The organism is Streptomyces ureilyticus, assembly GCF_011045025.1.
GTDB classification, from domain to species: Bacteria; Actinomycetota; Actinomycetes; order Streptomycetales; family Streptomycetaceae; genus Streptomyces; species Streptomyces ureilyticus.
The window spans coordinates 36,681-61,024 of the sequence record NZ_JAAKZX010000026.1 but is presented as its reverse complement, the minus strand read 5'-3'; the positions used below and the strand labels follow the sequence as shown (position 1 = coordinate 61,024).

At 68.6% G+C, this 24,344-nt stretch carries 20 protein-coding genes and 1 pseudogene; 18 read left to right on the top strand and 3 right to left on the bottom strand.

Annotated features, from left to right (window positions below):
- Positions 1-100 precede the first annotated feature (100 nt).
- Positions 101-607 carry a DUF6624 domain-containing protein gene (locus tag G6048_RS11450; protein WP_165339378.1) on the top strand — a complete coding sequence of 169 codons (507 nt, stop codon included), beginning with the start codon at positions 101-103 and terminating at the stop codon, positions 605-607.
- Positions 608-809: 202 nt separating this feature from the next.
- Positions 810-1,106: a hypothetical protein gene (locus G6048_RS11445; RefSeq protein WP_165339377.1), complete on the top strand. Its 297-nt coding sequence runs from the start codon at positions 810-812 to the stop codon at positions 1,104-1,106.
- A gap of 101 nt (positions 1,107-1,207) precedes the next feature.
- On the opposite strand, the gene G6048_RS11440 is transcribed toward G6048_RS11445, so the two are convergent.
- Positions 1,208-2,176 (bottom strand): NAD(P)-dependent alcohol dehydrogenase, encoded by a 969-nt coding sequence (locus G6048_RS11440; protein WP_165339376.1) that lies wholly within the window; start codon positions 2,174-2,176, stop codon positions 1,208-1,210.
- Between the two features lie 233 nt (positions 2,177-2,409).
- On the opposite strand from G6048_RS11440, the gene G6048_RS11435 reads away from it, so the two are divergent.
- The 15 genes and pseudogenes from G6048_RS11435 to G6048_RS11365 all read left to right on the top strand — a co-directional run bounded on the left by G6048_RS11435 (position 2,410) and on the right by G6048_RS11365 (position 19,907).
- On the top strand, positions 2,410-3,009 hold the full coding sequence (locus tag G6048_RS11435; protein ID WP_165339375.1) for a TIGR03086 family metal-binding protein: 600 nt from the start codon (positions 2,410-2,412) through the stop codon (positions 3,007-3,009).
- 344 nt (positions 3,010-3,353) lie between these two features.
- The gene (locus G6048_RS11430; protein ID WP_165339374.1) at positions 3,354-4,010 is read left to right on the top strand and encodes a GntR family transcriptional regulator; all 657 of its coding nucleotides are present in this window, start codon (positions 3,354-3,356) and stop codon (positions 4,008-4,010) included.
- The gene (locus G6048_RS11425) at positions 4,007-4,918 is read left to right on the top strand and encodes a dihydrodipicolinate synthase family protein (RefSeq protein WP_165339373.1); all 912 of its coding nucleotides are present in this window, start codon (positions 4,007-4,009) and stop codon (positions 4,916-4,918) included. The genes G6048_RS11430 and G6048_RS11425 overlap by 4 nt, the downstream gene beginning before the upstream one ends.
- The gene (gene araD / locus G6048_RS11420) at positions 4,915-6,675 is read left to right on the top strand and encodes an L-arabinonate dehydratase (protein WP_165339372.1); all 1,761 of its coding nucleotides are present in this window, start codon (positions 4,915-4,917) and stop codon (positions 6,673-6,675) included. Before G6048_RS11425 ends, araD begins: the two co-directional genes overlap by 4 nt.
- Before the next feature lie 145 nt (positions 6,676-6,820).
- Positions 6,821-7,756, top strand: a complete 936-nt coding sequence (locus G6048_RS11415; RefSeq protein ID WP_165339371.1) for a carbohydrate ABC transporter permease — start codon at positions 6,821-6,823, stop codon at positions 7,754-7,756.
- Positions 7,753-8,649: a carbohydrate ABC transporter permease gene (locus G6048_RS11410; RefSeq protein WP_408056129.1), complete on the top strand. Its 897-nt coding sequence runs from the start codon at positions 7,753-7,755 to the stop codon at positions 8,647-8,649. Before G6048_RS11415 ends, G6048_RS11410 begins: the two co-directional genes overlap by 4 nt.
- Before the next feature lie 61 nt (positions 8,650-8,710).
- Positions 8,711-9,886, top strand: a complete 1,176-nt coding sequence (locus tag G6048_RS11405; protein WP_165339370.1) for a Gfo/Idh/MocA family protein — start codon at positions 8,711-8,713, stop codon at positions 9,884-9,886.
- The gene (locus tag G6048_RS11400) at positions 9,883-10,725 is read left to right on the top strand and encodes a DUF6807 domain-containing protein (protein ID WP_165339369.1); all 843 of its coding nucleotides are present in this window, start codon (positions 9,883-9,885) and stop codon (positions 10,723-10,725) included. Before G6048_RS11405 ends, G6048_RS11400 begins: the two co-directional genes overlap by 4 nt.
- Positions 10,722-12,308 (top strand): glycoside hydrolase family 43 protein, encoded by a 1,587-nt coding sequence (locus G6048_RS11395; protein WP_165339368.1) that lies wholly within the window; start codon positions 10,722-10,724, stop codon positions 12,306-12,308. The genes G6048_RS11400 and G6048_RS11395 overlap by 4 nt, the downstream gene beginning before the upstream one ends.
- A 325-nt stretch (positions 12,309-12,633) precedes the next feature.
- Positions 12,634-13,698: pseudogene (locus G6048_RS11390) on the top strand (pectate lyase family protein); the annotation flags it as partial.
- A 110-nt stretch (positions 13,699-13,808) separates the two neighbouring features.
- The gene (locus G6048_RS11385; RefSeq protein WP_165339366.1) at positions 13,809-15,170 is read left to right on the top strand and encodes an ABC transporter substrate-binding protein; all 1,362 of its coding nucleotides are present in this window, start codon (positions 13,809-13,811) and stop codon (positions 15,168-15,170) included.
- A gap of 117 nt (positions 15,171-15,287) precedes the next feature.
- The gene (locus G6048_RS11380) at positions 15,288-16,088 is read left to right on the top strand and encodes a rhamnogalacturonan acetylesterase (protein ID WP_165339365.1); all 801 of its coding nucleotides are present in this window, start codon (positions 15,288-15,290) and stop codon (positions 16,086-16,088) included.
- 65 nt (positions 16,089-16,153) lie between these two features.
- Positions 16,154-17,458, top strand: a complete 1,305-nt coding sequence (locus tag G6048_RS11375) for a pectate lyase family protein (RefSeq protein ID WP_165339364.1) — start codon at positions 16,154-16,156, stop codon at positions 17,456-17,458.
- A 99-nt stretch (positions 17,459-17,557) separates the two neighbouring features.
- The gene (locus G6048_RS11370; protein WP_165339363.1) at positions 17,558-18,685 is read left to right on the top strand and encodes a pectinesterase family protein; all 1,128 of its coding nucleotides are present in this window, start codon (positions 17,558-17,560) and stop codon (positions 18,683-18,685) included.
- A complete protein-coding gene (locus G6048_RS11365) occupies positions 18,669-19,907 on the top strand; it encodes a dienelactone hydrolase family protein (protein ID WP_165339362.1) in 1,239 nt (412 codons plus the stop codon). The genes G6048_RS11370 and G6048_RS11365 overlap by 17 nt, the downstream gene beginning before the upstream one ends.
- Positions 19,908-19,918: 11 nt before the next feature.
- Here G6048_RS11365 and G6048_RS11360 read toward each other — a convergent pair whose 3' ends face one another.
- Both G6048_RS11360 and G6048_RS11355 read right to left on the bottom strand, forming a co-directional pair.
- Positions 19,919-20,416, bottom strand: a complete 498-nt coding sequence (locus tag G6048_RS11360; RefSeq protein ID WP_165339361.1) for a hypothetical protein — start codon at positions 20,414-20,416, stop codon at positions 19,919-19,921.
- A 181-nt stretch (positions 20,417-20,597) separates the two neighbouring features.
- Positions 20,598-22,844 (bottom strand): family 43 glycosylhydrolase, encoded by a 2,247-nt coding sequence (locus tag G6048_RS11355; RefSeq protein WP_165339360.1) that lies wholly within the window; start codon positions 22,842-22,844, stop codon positions 20,598-20,600.
- Positions 22,845-23,071: 227 nt separating this feature from the next.
- Between G6048_RS11355 and G6048_RS11350 the strand changes: the two genes are divergently transcribed.
- The gene (locus G6048_RS11350) at positions 23,072-24,229 is read left to right on the top strand and encodes a right-handed parallel beta-helix repeat-containing protein (protein WP_165339359.1); all 1,158 of its coding nucleotides are present in this window, start codon (positions 23,072-23,074) and stop codon (positions 24,227-24,229) included.
- Positions 24,230-24,344 lie beyond the last annotated feature (115 nt).

Sequence of the window (24,344 nt, the reverse complement as noted above, 5' to 3'; positions counted from 1 at the left end):
GTGCCTGTCACCGTTCCTCGGAATGATCTTTACGCCTGATTTGTGCCTTTAGGCTTGCGGGCAACGAGCACAACGCACTGGTCTGACCGGGGAGTTGAGAGTGGCGTATGACGTTGCCGCGCTGGCCGTGGAACTCGCGGACATGGCCGCGGCGGATCACCAGTCCGCGGTCCTCGCGAACAGCGACGACCCTGCCGAGCAGTTGGCCTGGCGGCGCCTGACCGCGCAGCACGGTGACCGGCTCGGCGAGATCATGGATGAGTATGGCTGGCCGACGGAGGAACTGGTCGGCCAGGAGGCCGCGCGCGCAGCGTGGCTGATCGCCCAGCATGCTGACCGGCAGCTCGAAGTTCAGCGACGCGCTCTCCAGCTGATGCAGCAGGCGGTGTCGGCAGGCTCGGCCAGCCCACGCGAGCTGGCCTTTCTGCGCGACCGCACGCTGGTCAATGAGGGCCGCAAGCAGATCTACGGCACTCAGATCGCCGGCGTGAAGGACGGGGCACCGGTTCCCTGGCCCTGTGAAGAGCCCGAGCGCATGGACGAACTCCGTGCAGAAGTCGGCATCGAGCCCTTCGACGAGTACGTTGCCAAGTTCGCGAGGGCCTGACGCCCCGTCCCACGATTGCGTCACCCACTACCACGTCTCAGCAGGTCAGAGTGTGGGACATCCCAGATGGCACCAAACGGGGGGATCTTCGTGGCGCTCGGTATCCGAACCCCGGCACAGTCGGAGCATTGCACCGGGCGGCGTGGTCCACCACATGCCGCTCACGTCGGCACACCGAGTACTCCAGAAGGGAACCGCATCAATGAAGTTCCACAAGAGCGCCGCACTCGGCACCCTCGCCACCGCCGTCCTGGGTAGCGGCCTTGCCATGGCCCCCACGGCCACGGCGGCCGAGGCGGGCACGGCTCCGGCCTGCGTCAAGCGGGACGTCATCAAGCACGAGAAGTACGTGAAGGTCACTAACAACTGCGGTCAGACGATGCACCTGAAGGTCGTCATCAACGGGGGTCCTGACTTCCGCTGCTACACGTACCAGCCCGGTTATGAGTGGGACGGGAACTGGCGCGTGGGTTCGTACGGCAAGGTTGTCACCTGCTGATTCCCGACAGGCGCAGACCGCGCCTGACGGGTCGGGCGTCCGGAGCCATGGCGACTGGCTCCGGACGCCCGTCGCGCTGTACGGGGACTGAGACCTCGGCGTCAGACGGTGATGACGAGCTTCCCCCGAGGATGCCCCGACTCCAGATGCCCGATGGCAGCAGCCGCCTCGGCAAGCGGATACGTGCGGTCGATCGCCGGAGTGATCTTGCCCTTCTCGGCGAGGTCCTTCAGGGTCAGCAGGTCTTCTCGGCGCGCGATGGAGATGAGGTTGCGGAGGTTCTGGCTGATGAAGGGCGAGAGAAGGACGGCGCGGAGGTCGCGGCTCATGCCACCGAAGAAGGTGGTGCCGCCCTCGCCGCCGACGATCACCAGGGTGCCGTGAGGGGTGAGGGCGCGTCGGAGGACAGGCAGGGGGCGGAGGCCCGCGTTGTCGATGATGACGTCGTAGCGGTGGGGGGCGTCGGTGATGTCCTCGTGGGTGTAGTCGAGGACGTGGGTGGCGCCCTGGGCGCGGACGAAGTCCGTGGCAGTGGGGCCGCAGACGCCGGTGACCTCGGCGCCGTACATCGTGGCCAGCTGGACGGCGTACGTTCCTACGCCGCCGGAGGCGCCGATGACCAGGACTCGCTGGCCGGGCTTCGGGCGGGACTTGCCGGTCAGGGCCTGGAGGGCGGTCATGCCCGAGACGGGGAGGGCGGCGGCCTGTTCGAAGCTGAGGTTGGCGGGCTTGGGGGCGAGCTTTTCGGCCTTGGCGCGCGCGTACTCGGCGTACGAGCCCTCGCAGTTGCCGAAGACCTCGTCGCCCGGCTTGAAGTCGGTCACCTTCGCGCCGACCGCCTCGACGCGTCCGGCGCCGTCCCAGCCCCGTACCGGATTCCTGGGCTTACGGACCCCCAAGGCGACGCGGGCTACATAGGGCCGGCCCGTCATGAGGTGCCACACCTCGGGGCCGACGCCGGCTGCGCGTACCTCGACCAGCACCTCGTCGTCGCGGGGGACGGGGCGGTCGATGTCGCGCAGTCGCAGAAGGTCCGCTGATCCGTACGCATCCTGAACGATCGCCTTCATGGCGTGGCTCCCCCTCGCGGTCCCGGACACCGAGCGTCCCGGATATTCCGAGGATCCCGGCAGGTCGAAGGCCTGACCAGCTCCCTGAGCATGACCTCGGGAGCGGGAGCGATGACTTTTCGTACGGCCGACGGTCTACATGACGGGGCTACACGTCGGACCACAACCCGGCGACCACATGACCCCATGAGCCCGGGACCCCGTGAGCCCGTGAGTCAGAAGAGGAGCCGAGCATGGCTGATACGACATCGACGACCCTTGACCTGGGGCCGCAGGCCCTGATCGTGGCGCGTCTCGCGGAGGCGGTGCGCGAGGAGCAGCTGGACGCTCCGACGCCCTGCCCGGAGTACGCCGTACGCCATCTCCTGAGGCACCTGGTCGGGCTCGCCCGTGCCTTCCGGGACGCCGGCCGAAAGGACCTGGGGCCGACAACCGACACGGACCCCGGATCCTCCCTGCCCGACGTCACGCCCGACTGGCGTACCGAACTCCCCAAGCTCCTCACCGAATTGGCCGAGGCCTGGCGCGACCCGGCCGCCTGGACCGGCGAGACCCGCGCGGGTGGCGTCGACCTCCCCGGCGAGGTCGCGGGCCTCGTCGCCACCAACGAACTCGTCATCCATGGCTGGGACTTGGCCCGAGCCACCGGCCAGGACTACGCCCCCGACACCGCGGCCCTCCAGGCGTCGCACGACTTCCTCGCCCCCGCAGCCGGCGACCCGGACAGCTCCGAAATCTTCGGCCCGCCCGTCCCCGTACCGGATGAGGCCCCTCTGCTGGACCGCACGATCGGCCTGAGCGGCCGCGACCCGAGTTGGGCGGCAAAGACCTGAGCGTTCGAGCCGGACGGCAAGGGCCTGAGCCTCCGACCTGCACCGCAAGGGCCTGATCCTCTGACCTGCACCGCAAGGGCTTGAACGAAGGGTTCCGCCCCCTCCGAACGAAAGGTTCCGCGCCCCTGGCCCGACCCCGCCCCCGATATCTCTTGAGCGTCAACGCGAACAACTTCTGTCAGAAGCGTTGACGAATCATCAGCGCCCTCCTACCTTCAACGCGTCGTACTTCGTACGTCATATATGAGACGCGATACGCGAGATCAGATACGCGAGATACCCGCGCGGTCCGGTCCCGTGATCCGACGACACGTGAAGTGATCGATGAGATCCGAGAGGCGCGCATGACCTCTGTGCCCACCCCGATTCCGTCCCGCACGCAGTACGTGCTGGAGGGGATCAAACACCGCATCCTCACCGGGCAGTTGACGCCCGGTCAGGCCCTGGTCGAGACGGAGCTGGCCGCACAGTTCGGGGTGTCCAAGACCCCCGTGCGGGAGGCGTTGAAGACCCTGGCCGGCACGGGGCTCGTCGTGATGAACCAGTACAAGGGCGTCACGGTGCGCATGGTGGACGCGGACATGGCGCGCGAGGTGTACGACGTGCGGCTGCTCCTCGAGCCGGAGGCCCTGCGCCGCTCCGTGCAGCGCGGCGCCTCCCTCGACACGGCGCGCGACGCGCTGGAACGCGCGGACGCCGCCACCGACACCGCCCAACGCTCCCTGGCCAACCGGGAGTTCCACCGCGCCCTGTACGTCCCCTGCGGCAACCCGCTGCTCGGCCGGATGCTCGACGAGGTGCGCGACCAGGCCGCCCTGGTCTCCGCGGTCGCCTGGGCCGCCAACCCCTCCTGGGAGCGGGAGGCGGGCGAGCACCGGGAGATCCTGCGGCTCGCCCTCGACGGCGACTCGGACGGCGCGGCCCGCGCCCTGCACTCGCACATCGCGTCGTTCGTGCACCGGGCCTTTCCCGGGGCCCAGGGAGAGGGGGAGCAGCAGTGAGCAGCGCGACGTTCGAGACGGAGCGGGCGGCGCTGGCCGATGTGGTGGCGATCCCGGTGACCCCCTTCGCCGAGGACGGCTCCGTCGACCAGGACAGCCATCGGGCCCTCCTTGGCCGCCTGCTCGAGGGCGGCGTCCGCACGCTCACGCCGAACGGCAACACCGGCGAGTTCTACGCTCTGAGCCCTGAAGAACGCCGCCTGGTCACGGAGTTGACCATCGAAGAGGCGGGCGAGCGGGCCGTCATCGTGGTCGGGGTCGGGCACGATGTGCCGAGCGCCGTCGCCTCCGCGCGGCACGCCCGCGACCGCGGGGCTCAGATGGTGATGGTCCATCAGCCGGTGCATCCGTACGTTGCGCAGAGCGGCTGGGTCGACTACCACCGGGCGATCGCCGAAGCCGTCCCCGAGCTGGGCGTCGTCCCGTACATCCGCAACGCCCAACTCCTCGGCGCCCGGCTCGCCGAACTGGCCGACGATTGCCCGAACGTCATCGGCGTGAAGTACGCCGTGCCGGACGCGGCCCGCTTCGCCGCCTTCGCGCGGGACGCGGGGCTGGAGCGCTTCGTCTGGGTCGCGGGGCTCGCCGAGCCGTACGCGCCCTCGTACTTCTCGGCGGGCGCGACCGGCTTCACCTCGGGTCTTGTGAACGTCGCCCCGTCCGTTTCGCTGAACATGATCGAAGCGCTTCGATCGGGCGACTACGCCGGCGCCATGAAGGTGTGGGAGCAGATCCGCCGCTTCGAGGAACTGCGCGGGGCCAACGGCTCCGCCAACAACGTGACCGTGGTCAAGGAGGCTCTGGCCTCGCTGGGTCTGTGCCGTCGCGACGTCCGGCCGCCGAGCCACCTGCTGCCCGAGCCGGAGCGCGCCGAAGTCGCCGCCATCGCCGCGGGGTGGTCCATATGACCGACACCGGACCACAGGCCGGAGCGGGCGAAACAGCCGACGCCGCAAGGAAGTTGCGCAGCCACCAGTGGTACGGGACCGAAGGCCTGCGGTCCTTCAGCCACCGCGCCCGCACCCGCCAGCTCGGCTACCTCCCCGAGGAGCACCTGGGCAAGCCGGTCATCGCGATCCTCAACACGTGGAGTGACATCAACCCCTGCCACGTACACCTGAGGGATCGCGCCCAGGCGGTCAAGCGCGGCGTGTGGCAGGCCGGCGGATTCCCCCTCGAATTCCCCGTCTCCACCCTCTCCGAGACCTTCCAGAAGCCGACCCCGATGCTCTACCGCAACATGCTCGCGATGGAGACCGAGGAGCTGCTGCGGTCGTATCCGGTGGACGGTGCGGTGCTGATGGGCGGCTGCGACAAGTCCACGCCCGCCCTGCTCATGGGCGCCGCGAGCGTCGACCTCCCCGCCGTCTTCGTGCCCGCCGGGCCCATGCTGCCGGGCCACTGGCGCAACGAAGTCCTGGGCTCCGGCACCGACATGTGGAAGTACTGGGACGACAAGCGGGCCGGGCTCATCGGCGACTGCGAGATGACCGAGCTCGAGAGCGGACTCGCCCGCTCGCCCGGCCACTGCATGACCATGGGTACCGCGTCGACGCTGACGGCCGCCGCCGAGGCCCTCGGCGTCACCGTGCCGGGCGCGTCCAGCATCCCCGCCGTCGACTCCGGGCACGACCGGATGGCCGCGGCCTCCGGACTGAGGATCGTCGAACTCGTCCGCAGGGACCGGAAGTTGTCCGACCTCCTCACCCAGGAGGCCTTCGACGACGCCGTGACCACCGTCCTGGGTCTTGGCGGATCCACGAACGCGGTCATCCATCTGATCGCCATGGCTGGGCGGGCCGGCGTACGGCTCACGCTGGACGACTTCGACCGGATCGCCCGTACGGTGCCGGTGCTGGCGAACGTACGGCCCGGCGGGCGTACGTACCTGATGGAGGACTTCCACTTCGCGGGCGGGCTGCCCGGCTTCCTGTCGCGGATCACCGATCTGCTGCATCTGGACCGGCCGACGGTGTCCCACGACAGCATGCGCGAGCAGCTCGCATCAGCTCAGGTGCACAACGACGACGTGATCCGCCCGCGCCACAACCCGGTCGCCGACGAGGGCGGGGTCGCGGTCCTGCGCGGCAACCTCTGCCCCGACGGCGCCGTCATCAAGCACATCGCCGCCGAGCCGCACCTGCTCAAGCACACCGGCCCCGCGGTCGTCTTCGACGACTACAAGACCATGCAACGCACCATCAACGACCCGGAGTTGGGCATCACCGCCGACAGCGTGCTGGTACTGCGCAACTCCGGTCCCAAGGGCGGTCCCGGTATGCCCGAGTACGGCATGCTGCCGATCCCCGACCACCTGCTGAAGCAAGGCGTACGGGACATGGTGCGGATCTCCGACGCCCGCATGAGCGGCACCAGTTACGGCGCGTGTGTGCTGCACGTGGCGCCGGAGTCGTACATCGGCGGACCGCTCGCGCTCGTACGGACCGGGGACACCGTCACCCTCGACGTCGAAGCGCGAACCCTTCAACTCAACGTAATCGACGACGAGTTGGAGCAGCGCAGGGCGGCCTGGACGCCGCCGCCCGAGCGCTATGAGCGCGGTTACGGAGCGCTCTACAACGAACAGATCACCCAGGCCGACACCGGCTGCGACTTCGCCTTCCTGGCCAAGCCGGGCAAAGTGCCGGACCCGTACGCGGGCTGAGCGAACCACCGAAGCAACAGCGCACCAAGCGCGCAAGCACAGCGCACCAGCACAGCGCACTAGGCGCACCAGCACAGCGCACCAAGCGCACAGCACGAGCGAGCGCGCACAGCACCACCCGCACCCCCGAGAACGGAGAACAGTCATGGCCCAAGCCGCAGCCGTGGCGAAAAAGCCCGCGCCACACCGGCGGCGCCGCGGCTCAGCCACGCCACGCAGGCTCCCGTATCTGCTGATCGCGCCGGCGGGACTGCTGATGCTCGGCTTCATCGCCTATCCGGTGCTGAGCGTCTTCTACTACAGCCTGCAGGACTACAACCCCACCAAGCCGTGGCGGAACGGCTACGCGGGCTTCGAGAACTTCGTGCACGCCTTCACCGAGGACCCGATCTTCTGGGACACGCTGATCTTCAGCGCCAAGTGGGTCTTCGTCGAGGTGGGCCTTCAGCTGATGTTCGGCCTGGCGCTCGCGCTGATCGTCAACCAGACCTTCGTGGGACGGTCGATCGGCCGCGCCATGGTCTTCTCCCCGTGGGCCGTGTCCGGTGTGCTGACCTCCGCGATCTGGGTGCTGCTCTACAACTCCCAGACAGGCATTACGCGTTACCTCGCGGACATGGGCATCGGTGACTACGGCACGAGCTGGCTGTCCGACACCTCAACGGTGTTCCCGGCGGCGATCGTCGCCGACCTCTGGCGTGGCGTCCCCTTCTTCGCGATCCTCATCCTCGCCGACCTCCAGTCCGTCTCGAAGGACCTGTACGAGGCCGCCGAGGTCGACGGGGCGAGCCGCTTCAAGCAGTTCTTGCACATCACGCTGCCGCACCTGAAGGACGCCATCATCCTGTCCACGCTGCTGCGCGCGGTGTGGGAGTTCAACAACGTCGACCTGCTCTACACGCTCACCGGCGGCGGACCCGCGGGAGCCACGACGACACTCCCGCTCTATATCGCCAACACCAGCGTCGACGCCCACAACTTCGGCTACGCGTCGGCCCTGACGACCGTGGCGTTCGTGATTCTGCTCTTCTGCTCGATCGTCTATCTGCGGCTGAGCAAGTTCGGAGGTGACGACAAGTGAGCACCACAGAGGCCACCATGACGGCTCCCGCTCCCCAGGACGAGGCTCCCGCACCGCAGCGCCCGGCCAAGCGGCGCCGCGCCTGGGACGAAGTCCCGCGCTGGCAGATCTACTTCCCCCTCGGCGCCTATCTGCTCTTCACGCTCATCCCCTTCTACTGGATCCTCCTGTTCGCCCTGCGCAAGCCCGGCTCGACTTCGCTCGTGCCCTGGCCCATGACCTTCCAGCACTTCGAGAAGGTGTGGACCGAGCGCAGCTTCGGCACGTACTTCGAGAACAGCGTCTACGTCGGCATCGCCACCCTCGTGATGACTACGCTGGTGGCGCTCGCCGGCGGCTACGCCCTCGCCCGCTTCAACTTCAAGATCAAGCGTGCCTTCATGCTGGCGCTGCTCTGCTCCCAGTTCGTGCCGGGCGCACTGCTCCTGGTTCCGCTGTTCCAGATCTTCGCCGAGCTCCAGATGATCAACTCGCTGGGCAGCGTCATCATCGCCGAGACCGTCTTCCAGCTGCCGCTGTCGATGATCCTGATCAGCGGCTTCATCCGGAACGTCCCGTACTCCCTCGAAGAGGCCGCCTGGGTCGACGGCTGCAACCGCCTCACCGCCTTCCGGGTCATCGTCCTGCCCATGCTGCGGCCGGGCCTGATCGCCGTCGGCTCCTTCGCCTTCGTGCACTCCTGGAACCACTTCCTGTTCGCCCTGATGTTCCTCAGCAACCAGGACAAGCAGACGATCCCCGTCGGCCTCAACAGCCTGATGAGCGCCGACAGCGTCGACCTGGGCGCCCTCGCCGCGGGCGGCATCATCGCGGCCGTGCCCGTCGTGATCGTCTTCGCCTTCATCCAGAAGTGGCTGATCACGGGCTTCAGCGCCGGGGCGGTGAAGGGATGAGAAAGGTCCAACTCATCGCCGACCGTGACGTGGCACGCGGCGCGGGAGCGGGGAGGATCCCATGACCACACCTGTGCCGATGACCTCACCCGTGCCGATCGTCCTCGCGGGCGCGCGCGGCCACGGCCGCTGGCATCTGGCGAACATCCGCCGCCTCCAGGACAAGGGCCTCGTACGCCTCGCCGGGATCTGCGAGCTGACGCCGCTCACCGAGGAGGAGCTGGACACCTTCGCCGACCCTGGTCAACTGCCGGAGCAGTCCGCCGACTTCGGGGCGCTGCTGGACTCCACCGGTGCCGCCATCGCCGTGATCTGCACGCCGATCCACACCCACACCGACCTGGCGCTGGTCGCCGCCGGCAAGGGCGTACACCTGCTCCTTGAGAAGCCGCCCGCGCCGTCGTACGCCGAATTCCGCCGCATGGCCGACGGGGTCGCGGCGGCCGGGGTGGTGTGCCAGATCGGGTTCCAGTCGCTCGGCTCGGGCGCCGTGCCCGCGATCCGGGAGCTGGTCGCGGAGGGCGCGATCGGCGAGGTGACCGGCGTCGGGGCGGCCGGTGCCTGGGCGCGCGACGAGGACTACTACCGTCGCGCACCCTGGGCCGGGCGGCGCACCCTGAACGGCGCAGACGTCGTCGACGGAGCGCTGACCAACCCCCTCGCGCACGCCGTCGCCACCGCCCTCGCGCTCGACGGCTCCACCCGCGCCGAGGACATCACCGCCATCGAGGCCGAGCTGCTGCGCGCCAACGCCATCGAGTCCGACGACACCTCATGCGTACGCGTCACCACAGCGTCCGGCGGCCGGGTCACCGTCGCCGCGACCCTGTGCGCCGAGCGGCCCGACGAGCCGTACGTCCTCGTGCACGGCACCAGCGGCCGGATCACCTACTGGTACAAGCAGGACCGGGTCCTCCTCCAGCGGTCCGGGCACGGCCCCGAGGAGTTCGAGTACGACAGGACCGACCTGCTGGAGAACCTCGTCGAGCACCTTGAAGGCCGGGCCGAGCTGCTGGTGCCGCCCGACTCGACAGGCGCTTTCATGCGGGTCGTTGAATCGATTCGCCAGGCGCCGGACCCGGTCGCCCTCCCCCAGGACGCCTGGTACCTGCTGCCCGAAGAGAACCGCCGGGTCGTCCGCGGCATCGACGCGCTCGTCAGGGCCGCCGCCGACACCCTCTCCCTCTACTCCGAGCTGGGCGCCTCCTGGGCGCTCCCGAACGAGGTGAGCACATGATGTACGACTCCCTGGTCCTGCGGATCGCGGGCCGTCCCGTCGGCCGTTACATCACCCGGCCCGAACTGCCGCCGAAGCTCTCGCCGCGTCCGTATCTGCACCCGGTCACCACCCTGGCGGGCACGGCCGTCACCGAGCTGAGCCCGGCCGACCACGCACACCACCTCGGCGTCGGTGTCGCCGTTCCCGACGTCGAGGGGCACAACTTCTGGGGCGGACGCACCTACGTCCGCGACCAGGGCCCCACCGAGCTTGACAACCACGGCGCCCAGCGCCACGCGGGCTTCCAGCTGAAGGACCCGGACGGCTTCGTGGAGGAACTGCGCTGGATGGCCGCGGGCGGCGAGCTGCTGCGTGAGCGGCGTACCGTCGCGGCCACCGAACTCACCGACGCCGCCTGGGCGTTGGACTTCACCTTCTCCCTCACCAACACGACGGACGGCCCCCTGTCGATCGGCAGCCCGGCCACGAACGGACGCCCCGGCGCGGCCTACGGCGGCTTCTTCTGGCGCGCCCGCAAGGAGGCCGAAGCACCCGCCGTGTTCACCCACGACACCGAGGGCGAGGAAACGGCGCACGGCGAGCGCGCCGACTGGCTCGCCCTCGCGGGCGCCAACTGGACCCTGGTGTTCGCCGGCGCCACCGAACAGACCCGCCGCGACCCGTGGTTCGTGCGCACCGCCGAGTACCCCGGCGTCGGCTCGTCCCTCGCCCACGACGAGCGCCTCCCGATCGCGGCAGGCGACACCGTCGTACGCCGCGTCGTCACCGTCGTCGCCGACGGCCGCCTCGACCGGGGCGAAACGGCCGCGCTGGTCCGCAAGGCGGTGAGCCCATGACCAGCCAGAGCGCACCCGCCTTCACCGCCGACCTCGGCGACGGGACTTACCGCAACCCCGTCCTGAACGCCGACTGGTCCGACCCCGACCTCATCCGCGTCGGCGACGACTACTACATGACCGCCTCCAGCTTCGGCCGCGCCCCCGGCCTGCCGCTGCTGCACTCCCGCGACCTGGTCAACTGGACCCTCGTCGGCCACGCCCTCCAACTCCTCGAACCGGCAAAGGAGTTCAGGACACCCCGGCACGACTGCGGAGTGTGGGCGCCGTCCCTGCGTCATCACGACGACCGGTTCTGGATCTTCTGGGGCGACCCCGACCACGGCATCTACCAGATCAACGCCCCCGAGATACGCGGTCCTTGGACCCGCCCCCACCTCCTCAAGGAGGGCAAGGGACTCATCGACCCCTGCCCCCTGTGGGACGAGGAGACCGGCGAGGCGTACCTCGTGCACGCCTGGGCCAAGTCCCGCTCCGGCATCAAGAACCGGCTCACCGGCCACAGCATGCGGCCCGACGCCACCGGCCTGCTCGACGAGGGCAAGGTGATCGTCGACGGCGACCGCATCCCCGGCTGGTTCACCCTCGAAGGGCCGAAGCTGTACCGGCACGACGGCTGGTTCTGGATCTTCGCCCCGGCTGGGGGAGTGACGACCGGCTGGCAGGGCGCCTTCCGCTCACGCGGCTTCTTCGGACCGTACGAGGAGCGGATCGTCCTTGAGCAGGGCGACACCGACGTCAACGGCCCCCACCAGGGCGGCTGGGTGCGCACCCCCTCCGGAGAGCACTGGTTCGCGCACTTCCAGGAGAAGGGCGCGTACGGGAGGGTCGTCCACCTTCAGCCGATGCGCTGGGACACGGACGGCTGGCCCGTACTGGGCGACGAGGGCACCCCCGTCGACGTACACAAGAAGCCCGACCTGCCGCCTCAGCCACCGTCCGCGCCCGCCACCGACGACGACTTCCCCGGCGGACGCTTCGGACGCCAGTGGCAGTGGACCGCCAACCCCCAGGACGGCTGGGCGACTTGGCACGCGGGCGACGGGCTACGGCTGAACTGCGTACGGACGGCCGACGCGGACGATCTGCGCAAGCTGCCGAACGTGCTCACCCAGCGGCTGCCGGGGACTCCCGCCACCGTCGAGGTCGAACTCGCCCTGTCCGGCGAGGCACCGGGCGCGCGGGCCGGACTCGCCGTGCTCGGCGACGCGTTCAGCTGGATCGGGCTCCAGCGGGGCACCGACGGGACGGTGCATCTCGTGCACCGGTTCGCCGAGACCGTCGCCATGGGGGCACCTCCCACGCCTTTCGGGCAGTGGGGGAGGGAGCGCGACGCGGCGCATCCGCGGGTCGCTCCCGAGGGTCGGGCGCGGCTGCGGGTCGAGATCGGCGAAGGGGCACGCTGCCGCTTCTTCTGCGACGTGGGGGAGGGGTGGCAGCCCTCCGGGCCGGTCTTCACCGCCACGCCCTGGCGCTGGGTCGGCGCCCTGCTCGGCCTGTTCGCACTCGCGCCGGCCGGCGGGGGACACGCCGGCGCGGCCACGTTCACGCAGTTCCGCATCACCGCACGACCGACGTCCTGAACTCACCTCACGCGTACGCCTGTTGGGAGCCGCATTGACCTCCTCCCCGCCGTCAACGACGGAGATTCCTTCCCTCGCGGGTCGGGCTTTCTGCTTCGCAGCCCGTTGCCGCCTGGGGTTACCAGCGAAGGGACGGTGTGCCGCCCACGGTCTTACACAAGCTCCACAGACCTGACTTCCCGCCAGCCCGGCGGTAGACCCGGCGGCTTGGTTATCGCCGCCGGGCACGACACAGCGTAGCGCACCCTAAACGCTGCGCATCCGGCGGTCTTCGGATGCGTTCCTACCTGGTCTGAAGACCGGGGATTCCACGCAAGGAGTTTCGATGACGCACCTCCGTAGCAAGCGCTTGCCGGGACCGGAGCCGGGTTCGAGACCGGGCCTCGGCAAGGCCCTGGTCACGGTCGCCGCCCTGGTGGCCTCACTGGGGCTGGGAGCCTTCACCCCGGCCGAAGCGGCCCCCGAGGGCGCTTCGGGGTCCCCTCGCTGGACCGAGAAGGCCCACGGCTTCGCCTCCCTCGCGGGCGGTACGAAGGGAGGCGCCGGCGGCAAGGTCGTCACCGTGAAAACCCAGGCCGACCTGGAGCGATACGCGGCGGCCGAGGAGCCGTACGTCATCCGGGTCGCCGGGACGATCAAGGCCGAGCCGTTCGGCGCGAACGTCGTCGTCGCCTCGAACAAGACCATCGTCGGCGTGGGCACGGCGGGGGAGCTCGTCCAGGGCGAGCTGCACCTCAAGCCCGGCACCCACAACGTGATCATCCGCAACCTGACGATCCGCGACTCGTACGTCGAGGGCAACTGGGACTGCAAGGACACCGACTTCGACGGCATCCAGATGGACACCGTCCACCACGTCTGGGTCGACCACAACCGCTTCTCGCGGATCTGCGACGGCCAACTCGACGTCCGCAAGGACAGCGAGTACGTCACCGTCTCCTACAACCGGTTCGAGAACAACAACAAGACCTTCGGCATCGGCTGGACGGAGAACGCCAAGACGCAGATCACCATCGACCACAACTGGTTCAGCGGTACGAAGCAGCGCAGTCCCTCCGCCGACAACTGCGCCTACGCGCACCTCTACAACAACTACCTGACCGCACAGGCCGACCCCGGTGACCCGGTGTGGACGTACGGCAACTGGTCGCGCGGACAGACCAAGATGGTCGTCGAGAACAGCTACTACCGGGACGTCCAGCACCCGTACCAGGCCGATGCCACCGCCGAGTTGGTGCAGCGCGGATCGATTCTGAAGAACACCAGCGGGCGGCACGACGCGTGGGGCGCGGCCTTCGAGCCGCGGGACTTCTACGACTACCGGCTTCACCCGGCTGCCGCAGTCCCAGCGCTGGTGAAGAAATTCGCCGGACCACAGCCCCGGATCGGCAGATGAGAGCCCGGCAACCGGACGCGATGCCCACGGTCACTACATCCGTGTGCCCACACACCCCCACAACTTCACAGCTCGACGGATCCAGCAGCAGAAGAGAGCCGACCATGAAGATCAGTAACCGCAACAGCAGCAGGGGCGGACGGCGTATCGTCACGGCCGCCGCCGTGAGCGTCGTGCTCGCGCTGACCGCCACCGCATGTGGCGACGACGGCAGCGGAGCGGCGGGTGACAAGGGCGCCGAGGGCAGCGGCAAGGGAGAGATCACCTTCTGGGACAACAACGGCGGTGTCCGCACCGACATCTGGAAGGAGATCATCGCCGACTTCGAGAAGGCCAACCCGGACATCGACGTCAAGTACGTCGGGATCGCCGCCACCGAGTACCAGTCCAAGGTCGACACTTCCATCCAGGGCGGCAGCCTGCCGGACGTCGGCGGCGCCGGCGCGGCCATGCTCGCCGGTTTCGCCGCCCAGAACGCGCTGGAGCCGCTGGACGACCGCCTCAGCAAGTCCTCCCTCAACGGCAAGCTCAACGAGGACATGGTCACGTCGCTGAAGTCCGCCGGCGGCGACGACGACAAGCTGTACTCGATCCCGACCTCGGCCAACAACGGTGTCCTCTACTACCGCACCGACCTGTTCAAGGCGGCGGGCCTGGAAGCGCCGACCACCTGGGACGCGTTCTACAAGGCCGCCGAAGAACTCACCGACACCAAGAACAACAAGTTCGGCTACACCATCCGCGGCGGCCCCGGCTCCATCGCGCAGGCCCTGGACGCGATGTACGGGCAGTCCGGCATCACCTCCTTCTGGGACTCCAGCGGTGAGAAGACCACCGTCAACGACCCGAAGAACGTGGAGGCGCTGGAGAAGTACGTCGGCCTCTACAAGAAGGTCACGCCGGCCGCCGACCTCAACAACGACTTCACCAAGATGGTCGCCCAGTGGGACTCCGGCGAGATCGGGATGCTGAACCACAACCTGGGCTCCTACCAGGACCACGTGAAGGCGCTCGGCGTCGATAAGTTCCGGGGCATACCGCAGCCGATCGGGCCCGGCGGCAAGCGGGTCCAGGTCTCCAACCCGGTCGACGGGCTCGGCCTGTTCAAGAGTTCCAAGAACAAGGAGGCCGCCTGGAAGTTCATCGAGTTCGCCACTACGCACGCGGAGAACTCCAAGTTCAACGAGTCCGCGGGGCAGGTCCCGGCCAACACCGACGCCGCGAAGGACCCATGGGTCTCCGATGCCGAGCCGACCAAGCTCGCGGCCGAGGCGCTCAGTGACGGCTCCACGACGATCGTTCAGCTGCCGTACTACCTGCCGGACTGGAACACGATCTCCAAGACCGACAACGAGCCGGCCTTCCAGAAGGTGATGAACGGGTCGATGGAGGCGAAGGAGTTCCTGGACACGTTGGCCGAGCAGTTGAACACGGCTCAGGCGGAGTGGAACGAGCAGAAGGGCTAGCGCAGCTGTCGTGACGCAGCAGCCCCGCGCCCGGTGACGGGCGCGGGGTGCACCCCCCACTGAAAGGCACCGCTGAACGCACTTATCCCGCACGCCTGTTGAGAAAGGCACACCGTCGTGTCGCTCACCCGTAGACAGGTCAGTACGGCGGCCCTTGCCGCCGTTCCGCTCGCCGTTGCCGCGAGCGGGCCCGCCGTTGCCGCCACGTCATCCCGTGGGGCGAGGCGGACCCTCTTCATCGCCGGTGATTCCACCGCCGCTCAGAAGTACGCCGACGCCGCGCCCGAGACCGGATGGGGCATGGCCCTCCCGTTCTTTCTGCGCCGTGACCTACAGGTCGCCAACCATGCGGTGAACGGCCGGAGTTCGAAGAGCTTCGTCGACGAGGGGCGTCTCGACGTCATCCTCGGGGCGATCCGGCCCGGCGATCTCCTCCTCGTCCAGTTCGGGCACAACGACTCCAAGACCGCCGATCCCGTGCGGTACACCGAGCCCTGGACGACGTACCAGGACTATCTGCGTCAGTACGTCGACGGGGCGCGGGCGCGTGGTGCCCGGCCCGTGCTTGCCACCTCCGTGGAGCGCAGGAGGTTCGACGCCGACGGCAACGCCGTGACGAGTCACGGCGACTACCCGGCGGCCATGCGGACTCTCGGCGCCCAGGAGGGCGTCGGTCTGCTCGACATCGAGGCGTTGTCGCTGGCGCTGTGGCAGAAGCTCGGGGTCGAGGAGACGAAGAAGTACTTCAACTGGACCGAGACCGAGCAGGACAACACGCACTTCAACCCTCCGGGGGCCATTGCCGTGGCCCGGCTGGTGGCGGGGGAGTTGCTGCACCGCCGGGTGCTTGCGCCGCGCGACGTGCGTCGCTTGGGCGACGAGATTCCGGAGGCGTGGATCACGTGGCCGGAGGCGTAGCCACAGCCCCGCGCCCCTGAACGGGCGCACCCCGTACCCGCACTTTTGGAAGGAACCCCGCACTCATGCGTATACGCAAGTGGCATGCCCATGCCATCACAACTGTAGTCGGCTGTACCGCCCTCGTCCTCTCCGTCACCGGCCCCACCGCCCAGGCCAAGCCCCGCGACCCCGGGCGCGAGACCCTCTCCGCCGGTGACGGGTGGGGCTCGGAAGGCGCCGGCACCACCGGTGGAGCCGCCGCCGACGCCGAGCACGTCTACACCGTCACCACCTGGGCCGAGTTCAAGCAGGCGCTCGCCGATGGCGGGGACGCGCCGAAGATCATCAAGGTCAAGGGGATGATCGACGCCGTGTCCGAGGGCTGCGAGGCCTTCGTCGCCCAGGGGTACGACCTTCAGCAGTACCTGAAGGACTACGACCCGGCCGTCTGGGGCAACGACAGACCCGCCAGCGGTCCGCAGGAGGACGCGCGGGTCGCGTCCGCCGCCAACCAGAACTCGCAGATCAAGGCCTTCGTCCCCAGCAACACCACCATCGTCGGCGTCGGCAGGAACTCCGGCATCCTCGGCGGCAGCCTCCAGATCTTCGGCGTCTCGAACGTCATCATGCGCAACCTCACCATCGAGGCCCCGCTCGACTGCTTCCCGAAGTGGGACCCGACCGACGACGACAACACCGGCAACTGGAACTCCGAGTACGACGCCGTGGTCGTCTACGGCACCGACCATGTGTGGCTCGACCACAACACGTTCACCGACGGGCGTTACCCCGACAGCGAGCGGCCGGTCTACTTCGGCAAGGTCTTCCAGCAGCACGACGGGCTGACGGACATCGTGCGCGGCTCCGACTACGTGACGGTGTCCTGGAACCGCTACCAGGACCACGACAAGAACATGCTGATCGGAAACGGCGACGGCCTCGCCGCCATCGACGCCGGCAAGCTCAAGGTCACCATGCACCACAACCGCTTCGAGGGGATCCTCCAGCGCTCTCCCCGGGTGCGGTTCGGACAGGTCGACGTCTACAACAACCACTACGTGGTGACCGAGGACCAGAAGGACGACTACTACGTCTTCGGTGTCGGCATCTCCTCGCAGCTGTATGCCACCCACAACTCCCTCTCACTGCCGCCCGGCGCCGGCGTCGGCAAGGCGCTGAAGAAGTGGAGCGAGGCCCCGCTGACCGCTGAGTACAACTACGTCAACGGGAAGCTGACGGATCTGATCGCCGTCCACAACGCCGAAATCCCCGAGGAGACGTTGCAGCGGGGCGCCGGCTGGACGCCGACGCTGCGCAAGAAGGTCGACTCGCCGCGGGCCGTGCCGTGGATCGTCGGCCACGGCGCGGGTGCGGGGCGCATCCGCTGACGTTCCCGGAAACCGGCCGGGGCCACCCGCACGCACCCGCACCGCGGGGCGCGCCGCCCCGGCCCGCCCCGCACGAGCCGCACACAGAAGGAGCACCGCATGCCCGCGCCTCACCTCCAACTCCCACTGTCCAGAAGAGGCTTCCTCTTCGCGGCCACCGGAACGGGCGCCGCCCTCGCCCTCGCGACGGCTCCCGCCCGGGCCGACGGCAGAAAGCGCCCGTTCGGCCGGTACGGGTCACCGGCCGCCCGCCGCACCCCGAAGACCCTGTACGTCGACCAGCGCGGCCAGGGCGACTTCACCTCCGTACAGGCCGCCGTGAACGCCGCGAGCGGCAGCGGGTACACCCTCGTCATCGCGCCGGGGACGTACCGCGAGACCGTCGCCGTCAGCAGCGCCCGTACGGAGATGACCTGGATAGGGGCTTCCGGCAAGGCGCGGGATGTCGTGATCGCGTACGACAACGCCGCCGGTACTCCGAAGCCCGGCGGCGGCACCTACGGCACCAGCGGGTCCGCCACCACCACCGTGCAGGCCGACGGGTTCACCGCGCGGGACATCACCTTCGCCAACGACTGGCTTCGCGCCGAACACCCCGAGATCACCGGCACCCAGGCCGTCGCCATCAAGGTGCAGGGCGACCGCTCGGCGTTCTGGCGATGCCGGTTCCTCGGGCACCAGGACACGCTGTACGCCGACTCGATGGCGCTCGGCACCTTCGCCCGGCAGTACTTCGCGCACTGCTACGCCGAGGGTGACGTCGACTTCGTCTTCGGGCGGGCAACCGCCGTGTACGAGCACTGCCGCTTCCACACGCTGGCCCGGGACGTCGACTTCACGCCCAAGGGCATGGTGTTCGCGCCGTCCACGGCCGGTGCCAACCCCTACGGCTACCTGGCCGTGAAGTGCCGGATCACCAGCGGCGCGGAGGACGGGGCGTACAAGCTGGCCCGGCCCTGGGTGCCGAGTTCCGACACCACGGCCCGGCCTTCCCTCGTGGTGCGCGACACGTGGATGGGCCCGGGCATCGACGCGGCCGTGCCGTACACCAACATGTCCTCCGGCTTCCCCTGGCAGGACCAGCGGTTCGCCGAGTACCGCAACTCGGGGCCCGGAGCCGAGATCCTCGTCCCGGAGAACCGGCCTCAACTGGCAGCGGAGCAGGCGCAGCTGCATACCCGTGAGACCTATCTGGGGGACTGGAGGCCGTATGAGCGGCGGGGGTGACCGGGCACAGGCTCCCGTCGGGAGGCGGGCCTTCGTCGCGGGAGCGGGCGCCGCGCTGTGGGCCGCGCAGTCCGGTATGCCAGGGCCCGCCGTCGCCGCCGAGCCACCAGCCGGTGCGGTGGCGGTGACGGGCACGGCGGGGGCGGGCGCGGCAGGAGGCATCGTCGAGGGGAACCTCCCAGACTTCTACCCGGCCCTCAAGGACGAGCTCCGTTTCCCCCTCGCCTGGGGCAACTCCCCGATCCGCGACTTCCGCACCTGGCGCCGCGTCGCCCGCGCCAAGGTGGAGGAACTGCTCGTCGCCGGTCGCGACGACACCGCGTACGCCCCCGAGTTCGGCGATCGCGCCGAGGGCGACGGGTATACGCGGGAACTCGTCACCTTCGGCCTCACCCGGTACGGCCGGGTCCGCGGCGCCCTGCTCACCCCGCACGGCACCGGCCCCTTCCCCGCCGTGCTGCTCCTCCACGACCACGGCTCGAAGTTCGACATCGGGAAGGAGAAGCTGGTCAGGCCCTGGTACGACGGTGAGGCCCGGTTACCGTCCGCGCTGGAGTGGGCGGACCGGTGCTTCAGCGGGCGGTTCGTCGGCGACGAGTTGGCCCGGCGCGGGTACGTCGTCCTCGCCGTGGACGCCCTCGGCTGGGGCGACCGCGGGCCTCTCGTCTACGAGCAACAACAGGCACTGGCAAGCAACTTGTACAACCTCGGCTCGTCGCCCGCTGGGCTCATGGCCCGCGAGGACATACGTGCCGCCCGTTTCCTGGCCGGTCTCGACCGCGTGGACCGGCGGCGCGTCGTGGCCCTCGGCTTCTCCATGGGGGCGTACCGGGCTTGGCAGACGGCCGCGCTCAGCGACGACATCGCGGCCGGGGTGAGCGTGTGCTGGATGACCGGGCTCAAGGAGATGATGGTGCCCGGCAACAACACGTTGCGGGGGCAGTCCGCGTTTCACATGCTGCGCCCCGGGCTGGCCCGGCATCTAGACATACCGGATGTGGCGAGCATCGCCGCGCCCAAGCCGTTGCTGTTCTTCAACGGTGGCCTGGACACGCTGTTTCCTCCGGAAGGTGTGCGGGTGGCTTACGGCAAGCTGCGCTCCGTTTGGCGCGCTTGCCGGGCCGAGGAGCGGTTGCGGTTGAAGACGTGGCCCGAGGTGGGCCACGTCTTCAACGACCGTATGCAGGACGAGGTCTACGCATGGCTGGACGAGGTCCTGTGAGGTCTGCGGAGCTACTTCGTACGGAACTTCAGTACGGCGCTGTCTTTGTTGGCCGCGATGGCGTCGACGGTGGTCCGCTTGTCGTCCGCTGTGGGGAACGTGGCTTGCCCGCCCTCGCCGAAGGTCACATAGCCCAGGAAGTCCCCGGAATCGAAGCGCATGAGGGTGATTGTGGATACCGCCACGCTCACGTGCAGAAACCCGTCGCCGATCACGACGTCCACCGGCTTGGTGACAAGGATTTCGCAGTTCCCGTCCGTGCAGGCTCCGGTGTTCTTGCCGTCCTTGGCCTTGGGCAGCGGGCCGGTCGGGGACGGGCTCGGGGACGTGGGCTCAGCGGGCTCAGCGGGCTTGGAGGGCTCAGCCGACTTGGACGGCTTGGAGGACTGGGAGGCGCTGGGTGACCGCTTGGCCTCGGATGCGCCCGTGTCCTTGTCCGACGAACAACCGCCGACGGCCAGTGCGCCCACGACCACCACCGCCGCGACGCGCTTCACTCGTACAGGCATGTCCATCCGGTCCCCACCCCCGTCGTCGACGTTCGACGAGCACGGTAGACCGTCCCTACGGGGACCCCTCCCGACCCCGCGCCGGGCTCGAACCGACCTCGTGACGTGCTCGGTGACCACCGGTCGTTTGAACAGGCCGGTGGCCACCTGAGCACTCACTTCGGGATGCGCGGAACTGGCGTTACCTGCGTACCGGCCTGATCGACTCCAGTGTCGGAATCACCGGCTTGATCGTGCCGTCCGCCGCGAACTCCATGCGGTCGATCGTCGTCTCGCGGTGGGTGCCGTCGCCGCCTGACTTGCCGGGGCCGTTCAGGGCGAAGCGGTGGTAGACCATGTACCAGTTGTCCGTGCCGGGGGTGTTCACCACTGAGTGGTGGCCGGTGGCCTTGATGCCGTACTCGGGGCGCTTGGAGAGGATCGTGCCCTTCTTGGTCCAGGGGCCGAGGGGGGACGGGCCGGTGGCGTACGCGACGTGGTAGTTCTCGCTGCGGGTGTCGTCCTCGGACCACATGTAGTAGTAGGTGCCCTTGCGCTTGATCACGAAGGCGCCCTCGCGGAAGTTGTCCGGGGTGATGTCCTTCACCTTGGCCGCGTCGAAGGACACCATGTCGTCGTTCAGCGGGACGACGTAGCCGCGGCCGTTGCCCCAGTAGAGGTACGACTTGCCGTCGTCGTCCGTGTAGACCGAGGGGTCGATCATCTGGCCCTGGAGCTGGCCGCCCTTGGCGACCAGCGGCTTGCCCAGCGCGTCCTTGAACGGGCCGGCGGGGGAGTCCGCGACCGCGACACCGATCTGCTGCTCGGCGCAGAAGTAGAAGTAGTACTTGCCGTTGCGCTCCGCGATCGCCGGTGCCCAGGCGTTCTTGTCGGCCCAGGACACGTCAGGGCCCAGGTCGAGAATCTCGCCGTGGTCCTTCCAGTGCACCAGATCCTTTGATGAGAAGGCCTTGAACTTGGTGCCGCTCCAGCCGGGGAAGCCGTCCGTCGTCGGGTAGATCCAGTAGCGGCCGTTCATGTACTTGACGTCGGGGTCGGCGTACAGGCCGGGCAGGACGGGACTGCGGGTCGGTACCGCCTCCACCGTCCACTTGCGCTTCGTCCCGTTCGCCGCCGTCACGGTGTACGTCTGCGGCTTGCGGAAGTCGCGGCGCGTACCCGAGGCCGGGCTGACCTTGGCGCCCGCGCCGACCGCCAGCTTCGGCGCGAGGCGCCTGAGATCGGCGTCCGGTTCCATCGGCAGGACGACTTTGTTCGCGCTCTCGGTGACGATCGCGTACCCCTCCTGGTCCTTCGCCGTCACGTCCACGATCGAGGTGGGACTCGCGGGATACGCGGCCAGCAGCCGGTCGTACTCCTTCTGCGTCACCGGCATGACCGTGCCGTGCCGCGGGCTGGTGGGCAGCTGGTAGTTCTGCGACGGGGTCCACTTGCCCGAGTCGAGGTCGGTGGTCTCGAAGGGGAGGTAGCCCCGGCCGCCGTACTCGTCGATGAACAGGTACCACTTCTCCTCGGTGTTCGACTTGAACACCGTCGGGCCCTCACCACGGTCCATCGCCCCGTTGCCGATGCAGTCCGCGACGAAGTCGTACTTCGTGGAGGTCAGCGTCCGCGACTTCTCCCCGGTGATGAACTTCGCGCAGGGGCTGGAGGAGTTCGGGTCGCGCTCGTCCTTGGTGTAGCGGTAGTACGTGCCCTTGTGCCGCACGACGGTTGAGTCGATGACCGAGTAGCCGGGGTCGTTCCAGACCTTGGGCTTGCTGAAGGTGCGGAAGTCCTTCGTGGTCGCGTACATCATTTTGTTGTACGTCGAGCCCGTGTGGTCCGGGTCGTCCTCGGCGTACAGCTTCGAGGCCCAGAAGACGACGAACTCACCGAGCTTCTCGTCCCAATAGGCCTCAGGGGCCCAGGTGTTGCCCGCGTTGTCGGGGGACACCTTCACCAGGCGCTGGTCGGTCCAGTTCACCAGGTCCGTGGACTCCCAGACCATGATGGACTTGCTGCCGTGCCGCTGGACGTCGTCCCAACTGCCGCTGCTGTTCTCGTACATGCGCAGATCGGTCGCGATCATGTAGAACTTGTCGCCCTCGGGGGCGCGGATCACGAACGGGTCCCGCAGGCCCTTCTCACCGATGGTCGAGGTGAGCACCGGCTTCCCGGCGTTCAGCTCCCGCCAGTGCAGGGGGTCGTTGCCGCGGCTGAGGGCGTAGCGGATCTGCTCGCCGTCGGCCGTTCCTTCACCGGTGAAGTACGCGAAGAGGTAGCCCGCGTACTTGGACTTGGACTTCTGCGTGGCTCTCTCCGCGCTCTTGCCTGCGGGCTGTTCTGCGGTTTGTGCGGGACTGGGTGGGGCTGCCAGGAGGCTCAGGAACAGGGCGAGCAGCGCTGACAGGGAGGTCAGGAGCGTGCGGGCGGTGCGGGGGCGCATGACACATCCTGTGGGAGTCTGGTGGTTTCTGTTGGGCCGAACTGACCTGGAGTTTCACCAGTGGGGCCCGGGGCGTCAATCGGTGCGACAGAGACCGGAGTGATCGAAAGTTTCGATTCACTTTCGGTTCGACGCGGCAACCTTTTCCGGCCATGGCGGCGACATGCAGGGCAGAGGCGGGCTCCCCGTCCGCCTCCCGTCCCCAACCCCTAGGAAAGGAACGCCCCGTGCTCCAGAGCACTGGACGCCACCGCCGGACGCGCACCCTGTCCATTGCCGCCGCGGTGTCCGTCGCCTCGGGGGCGGGTGGCGTCTACCTCGGCCTCTCGGACGACGGAGCCGACGCCGCCCCCGTCAGGACGGTCACCGTCTCCAGCACCGCTCAGCTGGAAGCCGCCGTGAAGGTCGCCACGGCCGGCACCACCATCCAGGTGCGCGGCGGCACGTACTACCCGACGAAGACCCTCAAGTCCTCGGCGAACGGCACCAGTTCGGCCCGTATCACCTTGCGGGCCGCTCCCGGGGCGAAGGTGAAGATCGACGGCTCGAAGCTGCCCGACGGCTCCTGGCTGGCCGGGATCTACGGCGACCACTGGACCGTAGAGAACCTCACCTGGCAGAACGCGCCCGCCCACGGCTTCGTCGCCACCTCCTCCGTCGGCGGAGTGTTCAGGAACCTCGTCACAGCAGACAACGGCGACTCCGGCTTCACGCTGCGCGGCGACGGCACCACCGACAACCTCGTGCAGAACCTGGACAGTCACGGCAACTACGACCCGTCCGGTCATGGCCAGAACGCCGACGGGATCGCCGTCAAGTTCGGCTCCGGAACGGGCAACAAGATCACCGGCGCCCGCCTCTACAGCAACTCGGATGACGGGATCGACTTCTGGCAGTTCTCCAGCCCCGTCACCGTCGAGCACTCCTGGGCCTTCGGGAACGGCGAGAACCGCTGGAAGGACCCGGCCTTCGAGGGCAACGGCAACGGCTTCAAGCTCGGCGGCGGAGGCGTCTCGGTCGCCCATCTCGTGAACAACAACGCGGCCTGGGGCAACAGAAAGCACGGCTTCACCGAGAACTCCAACACCGGTGCCATGAGCCTGAACCGCAACACCGCGTACGCCAACGCCGGCTCGGGCTACTACTTCGCCACCGGCAAGGCCCGGCTCGGCAAGAACCTCGCCGTGCGCAACAAGGGCGGTACGTCCAAGCTCGGCCCGTCCACCGTCTCCGCGGGCAACAACTGGGACGAGGGCATCGCCGCCCCGTCCTTCAAGTCGACGAAGGCGTCCACCGCGTACAGCGCCCGTAAGGCGGACGGCTCGCTGCCCGCGACGACGTTCCTGACGACGGGCTCCACCACCATCGGTTCCACCATGAACTGACCCTCCCGCTCCCCCCACGGGCCTATCCCCCCACGGCCCATGAGAACGCCCCCGCCGAGACCTCCCAAGTCCGGCGGGGGCGTTCCCATTACCACTGGCCGTCGTGGGGGGCTCA